Here is a 4426-nt window from a genome sequence, read left to right as displayed (position 1 = left end):
CGTTAATCCTGCCACACCGTCGAATGTACCCGGCACTTTATCGGGATTGGACAGAATGCTGCTGAAAATCAGGTTTTCGAATTTTTCCAGCGCGTCTTTATCATCAGTTTTGATTTTTTTCGCATACTCGGCATAGCTTTGGATAAATTGACACAACGACTGTCGCAGTTCCAACTGCATGATTTGAGTCTGTATCGAATGGTAATGAGTTAAAACCACTCTGAAGAAATAGATTAAAACAAATTCCAAGCCGATAATCGGTAGCATGGATTGCCATGAAATATCTACATTTGCAATGAATTTTTTGCAGAAGCTAAATCCTAAAGGCAGAAGTGCGGTTATTGCTAAACTGGCTAACAAGTGAAAAGTTTTCTTTTTGGCTTCGTTTTTTTGTTTTAACAGATTTTCAAAACCTTGGGACAAGCCGACAAAGTTGAATGCTGTTTTGTATTCGTCTAATTTTTCCTTAAGTTTATCTACATCATTTATTCTTTGCTGAACTTCAACTATTTTTTCGTTGACTTCATTCTGATATTGTTGAATCGATTTTTCTAAAGCGTTTCTTCTTTCATCAAATTCAAAAAATGTCTTAAAGCCCTCGTCGCCCATGTAAGAACACAGTATATCTATCGGCATTTTGTAAAAAGCATAGTTAAGCTGCTTTGCATATTCACTGTGAGGGAAATACATTTTTTCCCTTAAAGGTTCTATTACTTTATCTAATGAATTATTCCTAAAAAAATTGATTCCTCCCAGCCCATAGCTCAAATCAAGTTCAACCAAAAATCTCACCATGCAAACATAGAGGTTTGTAGCTTCTTCCTTCGAAATATTGTTCTGTAAATTTTGAATTTGGCTATTAAAATTATCACCTATATACTTTATATTGAATAAACAATCCTTTTCCCATAACTCAGGATTGTCAATCATCGATGACGCTACCGCCGTAATCAATTCATACTGTTCGCGCTCCTGTTCTGACAACATCGACTCATCCGCTTGGGCAATTTTCTTTTTAACCTGCACCAAATCATTATGTAACTCGCTAAAAAATCCCATTTTTTCCCTTTCCTATTTTTGCTGATTAATCTTTTCGGATTCAAAGATAAGAACCGAATCACTTGTTTGAACGACCTATTTGCAAACTGCCGATTCTTTAATGCCGTCATTCCCGCCTGCGCGGGAATGACGGCGGAGGTTTCGGCAAAATTGCTCCTCCCGTTTTCAGACGATCTCTGCCATTTCCCTTTTACATCTCTTCCAATTTCGCAAACTTGGTATCCAGCTCTTTCACGCCCTGTTTGCCGAAGTTGATGGTCAGTCGGGCGGATTCGCCTTTGTCTACGGCATCGATGATGACGCCGGTGCCGAATTTGGCGTGGCGGACGTTTTGGCCGATGCGGAAGCCTGCGTAGGTTTGCGGCTGTTTGAAGTCTTCGATGATTTTGTCTTTGAATGTGGCGGTTTGGCGTGTGTTGCCGTAGCTGTCGTAGGTGGGTTTTTTGACGGACAGGTAGTGTAATACTTCGGGCGGGATTTCTTCGACGAAGCGGGAGACAATGCCGAATTGGGTTTGTCCGTGCAGCATGCGTTGTTGCGCCATGGTGATGTAGAGGCGTTTGCGGGCGCGGGTGATGGCGACGTACATGAGGCGGCGTTCTTCTTCGAGGCCGCCGCGTTCGGCAAGGCTCATTTCGCTGGGGAAGCGGCCTTCTTCCATGCCGGTGAGGAAGACGGCGTTGAATTCCAAGCCTTTGGCGGCGTGGACGGTCATGAGTTGGACGGCTTTTTCGCCCGCGCCTGCTTGGTTTTCGCCGGATTCGAGGGCGGCGTTGCTTAGGAAGGCGAGGATGGGGAAGGCGGGGTCGTCTGAAATGTTGTCGGGCAGGATTTCGAAGTTGCTGTCTTCGGGTTTGAACTCGATGGCAGCGTTGACGAGTTCGTCGAGGTTGTCGAGGCGGTCTTGGTTGTCGCCTTTTTGGGTTCGGTAGTGTTCGGTCAGGCCGCTGTCTTTGAGGATGCCGACGATGATTTCGGACAGGGGCAGTTGTCCGACTTGGTTGCGCAGGGCTTCGATGAGGCGGACGAAGGCGGCGACTTTGGCGGCTTTTGCGCCAGCATTGCAGGCTGCCTGCCAAAGGGTGATGCCTTGTTCGTTTGAGGCCGTCTGAAGGTTTTCGATGGTGCGTGCGCCAATGCCGCGCGGCGGGAAGTTGATGACGCGCAAGAGGGCGTTGTCGTCGTCGGGATTGACGGCGAGGCGCAGGTAGGCGAGCGCGTGTTTGATTTCTTGGCGTTCGTAAAAGCGCAGGCCGCCGTAGATTTTGTAGGGGATGCCGCTGCGGAACAGGCTTTGTTCGATGACGCGCGATTGGGCGTTGCTGCGGTAGAGGACGGCGATTTCGTCCAAATCCCAGCCTTCGCGTTCGAGGGCTTTGGTTTCGTCCACGATGAATTGGGCTTCTTCGAGGTCGGTAAAGGCGGAGTAGTAGCGGATTTTGTCGCCTGCTTCGGCGTCGGTGCGCAGGTTTTTGCCGAGGCGTTCGTCGTTGTTTTCAATCACGGCATTGGCGGCGGCGAGGATGTTGCCGACGGAGCGGTAGTTTTGTTCGAGTTTGACGGGCGCGTCGATGTGGAATTCTTCCATCAGCGCGGTCATGTTGCCGACGTGCGCGCCGCGAAACCGGTAGATGCTTTGGTCGTCGTCGCCGACGGCAAACACTGCCGCGTTGCCGCCCGCCATGAGTTTGAGCCACGCGTATTGCAGTTTGTTGGTATCTTGGAACTCGTCGACCAGAATGTGGTTGAAGCGGTTTTGGTAGTGTTGGCGCAGGATTTCGTTGCTTTGCAGCATCTCGTAGCTGCGGAGCATGAGTTCGGCGAAATCGACCACGCCTTCGCGTTGGCAGATTTTGTCGTATTCGGCGTAGCACTCAATCATGCGGCTTGTATGCGGGTCGGGCGCGCTCAACACGGAAGCGCGCAAACCGGCTTCTTTTTGCGCGTTGATAAAGCCTTGCAGCGAACGAGGGGCGATGATTTCTTCGGCGATGTTGAGGCTTTTGAGCAGGCGTTTGATGAGAGAAAGCTGGTCGCCGCTGTCGAGGATTTGAAAGGAAGAGGGCAAACCAGCGTCGCGGTGGTGCAGGCGTAAAAAGCGGTGGCAGAGACCGTGGAACGTGCCGAGCCACATGGCGCGGACGTTGATGGGAATCATCGCGCCGAGTCGGGTTTGCATTTCTTTGGCAGCTTTGTTGGTAAACGTTACCGCCATAATGCTGTGTACGCTTGCCTGACCGGTTTGCAAAAGCCATGCGATACGCGTGGTCAGCACGCGCGTTTTGCCGCTGCCCGCGCCCGCCAAAACGAGGGCGGATTGCGGCGGCCAGGTTACGGCGGAGAGTTGTTCGGGGTTCAAGCCTTGCAGGAGATTGGGGGCGGATTCGTTGGGAAACATGAAGAGGCCGTCTGAAAATAAATGGGAATGCGATATTTTAAAGGAAATACAAAAGGCCGTCTGAAAAGATGTTTCAGACGGCCTTTGTGTTGGAAGCCGATTAGAACGGACGTACTTCCAAACCGAACATACGGCGTGCGGTGTTCAGCATTTGGCAGCTGAAGCCCCACTCGTTGTCATACCATGCGAACACTTTAACCATTTTGCCTGCGGTGACTTTGGTCAGCGTAGAGTCAAATGTGCTGGCTTGGGTAGTGTGGTTGAAGTCCATGGAAACCAGTGGCAGGGTATTGTAGGCCAATACGCCTTTCAGACGGCCTTCTTCGGAAGCGGCTTTCATCAGCGCGTTGATTTCTTCGGCAGAAGTGTCGCGGCCTGCTTGGAAGCTCAGGTCAACCAGGGAAACGTTGACGGTCGGTACGCGGATGGCGAGGCCGTCGAGTTTGCCTTTCAGGTCCGGCAATACCAAACCGACGGCTTTTGCAGCACCGGTTTTGGTCGGAATCATGTTTTCCACGCCGCTACGCGCACGGCGCAGGTCTTTGTGGCGTACGTCGGTTACGGTTTGGTCGTTGGTCAGCGCGTGGATGGTGGTCATCACGCCGTTTACGATACCGATGTTTTCGTTCAACACTTTGGCAACAGGTGCCAGGCAGTTGGTGGTACAAGACGCGTTGGAGATAACGGTCATGTCGTCGGTAATCACGTCGTCGTTTACGCCGTAAACGATGGTTGCGTCAACGTCATCGCCGCCGGGAGCGGAAATCAGCACTTTTTTCGCGCCGCTTTCCAAGTGGATTTTGGCTTTCTCTTTGCTGGTGAACGCACCGGTACATTCCATTACCAGGTCAACGCCCAATTCGCCCCATGGCAATTCGGCTGGGTTGCGGGTAGAGAAGTAAGGGATTTTTTTACCGTCGATGATGAGGTGTTTCTCATCGTGGGAAACTTCAGAGTTGAAGCGGCCGT

3 protein-coding genes are annotated in these 4426 nt (G+C 50.8%); all 3 read right to left on the bottom strand.

Annotated features, from left to right (window positions below):
* Window positions 1-1059: hypothetical protein (locus ACTHUT_RS14460; RefSeq protein WP_440418949.1), on the bottom strand; the 1059-nt coding region annotated here is incomplete at its 3' end.
* A gap of 190 nt (window positions 1060-1249) precedes the next feature.
* Complete coding sequence (uvrD, locus tag ACTHUT_RS14455) at window positions 1250-3457, bottom strand: DNA helicase II (RefSeq protein ID WP_250601444.1); 2208 nt, start codon at window positions 3455-3457, stop codon at window positions 1250-1252.
* A gap of 100 nt (window positions 3458-3557) precedes the next feature.
* Window positions 3558-4426, bottom strand: an 869-nt coding sequence (gene gap / locus ACTHUT_RS14450) for a type I glyceraldehyde-3-phosphate dehydrogenase (protein ID WP_440418948.1), incomplete at its 5' end; no start/stop codon positions are given.

This window comes from Neisseria sp. P0022.S010 (assembly GCF_051956635.1).
Note: the sequence above shows the minus strand (reverse complement) of the source record. Positions and strands in the feature narration are given on the sequence as shown.

Excerpts from the sequence above, each read along its gene's own strand:
- uvrD (WP_250601444.1), bottom strand. The coding sequence starts at position 3,457 with ATGTTTCCCAACGAATCCGCCCCCAATCTCCTGCAAGGCTTGAACCCC.